An 851-nucleotide genomic window follows, 5' to 3' on the forward strand; every position below is an offset into this window, starting at 1 on the left:
GGACTACGCGTACCCGGGTTATGGCGTTCCATCGGAGGAAACCAAAGAGGCAATCCGTTTGTGCGCGCGGCTCGAGGGCATGATTACGGACCCCGTTTACGAGGGCAAATCGATGCAAGGGATGATCGACCTCGTCCAGAGGGGCTTCTTTCCACAGGGATCGAGGGTCCTCTACGCACATCTAGGCGGCGCGCCGGCGATCAACGGGTACGGCTACACCTTTCGCAACGGCTGACGTTCGGCAGTCTGCGATTCCGCGGTCGCGCTCGAACGTGGGTAGGTAGCGTCGTTCGAGCGCTTGGCTGGAGAAGTGGAGGCAGCGACGGGCATCCACTAATTGGTACCATTACGTGCTGTCGGGGCTCAACGCCACGCGCATTGAGCGCATGCCGCCGTTGGCAACCGCGAGGCGAATTTTGACTCCGGGGCAAGAATCCACACGCGGCGGTGGCGGCACGAGGACCAAGCCGGCGAGTTCGCGCTTTCGAACTGGCGCCAAACTGCCACTGCTCGAGGACCGAGGCCAGTCTAATCACAGGCGAGCCGTCCAAGCTCTCAAGAGATAGGGCGAAACCCGACAGCGGCAGAAGACATGTCGGGTTCACGACAATCGGCCGCATTTAGCCTCGTGGAGAATTTCAAAGCATTTCCCGCCGCTTACCGGAGCTGAGGGAATTGGCACCTCCGTTGCAGCTTGATGTGCGGCAACACGGTGAGAGCTTCGCTGAAGCAAGCCAGAGGGAGCGATGCCCTCGAGACCGTGTCCGATTTTGACGGGAAAATATTCCGCGACAAAAGAGACGAAAGGTGTGGAATGACTTTGGACACCAAGATGGAACTGCGTATGGGCT

Annotated in this window: 1 protein-coding gene and 1 pseudogene; one reads left to right on the plus strand and one right to left on the minus strand. The window is 59.5% G+C overall.

Features of this window, described 5'->3' with window-relative positions; genetic code table 11:
* Positions 1 to 235: pseudogene (locus EOA27_RS38430) on the plus strand (pyridoxal-phosphate dependent enzyme); the annotation flags it as partial.
* Positions 236 to 601: 366 nt separating this feature from the next.
* Here EOA27_RS38430 and EOA27_RS41770 read toward each other — a convergent pair.
* Positions 602 to 851, minus strand: a 250-nt coding sequence (locus EOA27_RS41770) for a hypothetical protein (protein WP_210214211.1), incomplete at its 5' end; no start/stop codon positions are given.

Source organism: Mesorhizobium sp. M2A.F.Ca.ET.037.01.1.1 (assembly GCF_003998075.1).
Lineage (GTDB): Bacteria > Pseudomonadota > Alphaproteobacteria > Rhizobiales > Rhizobiaceae > Mesorhizobium.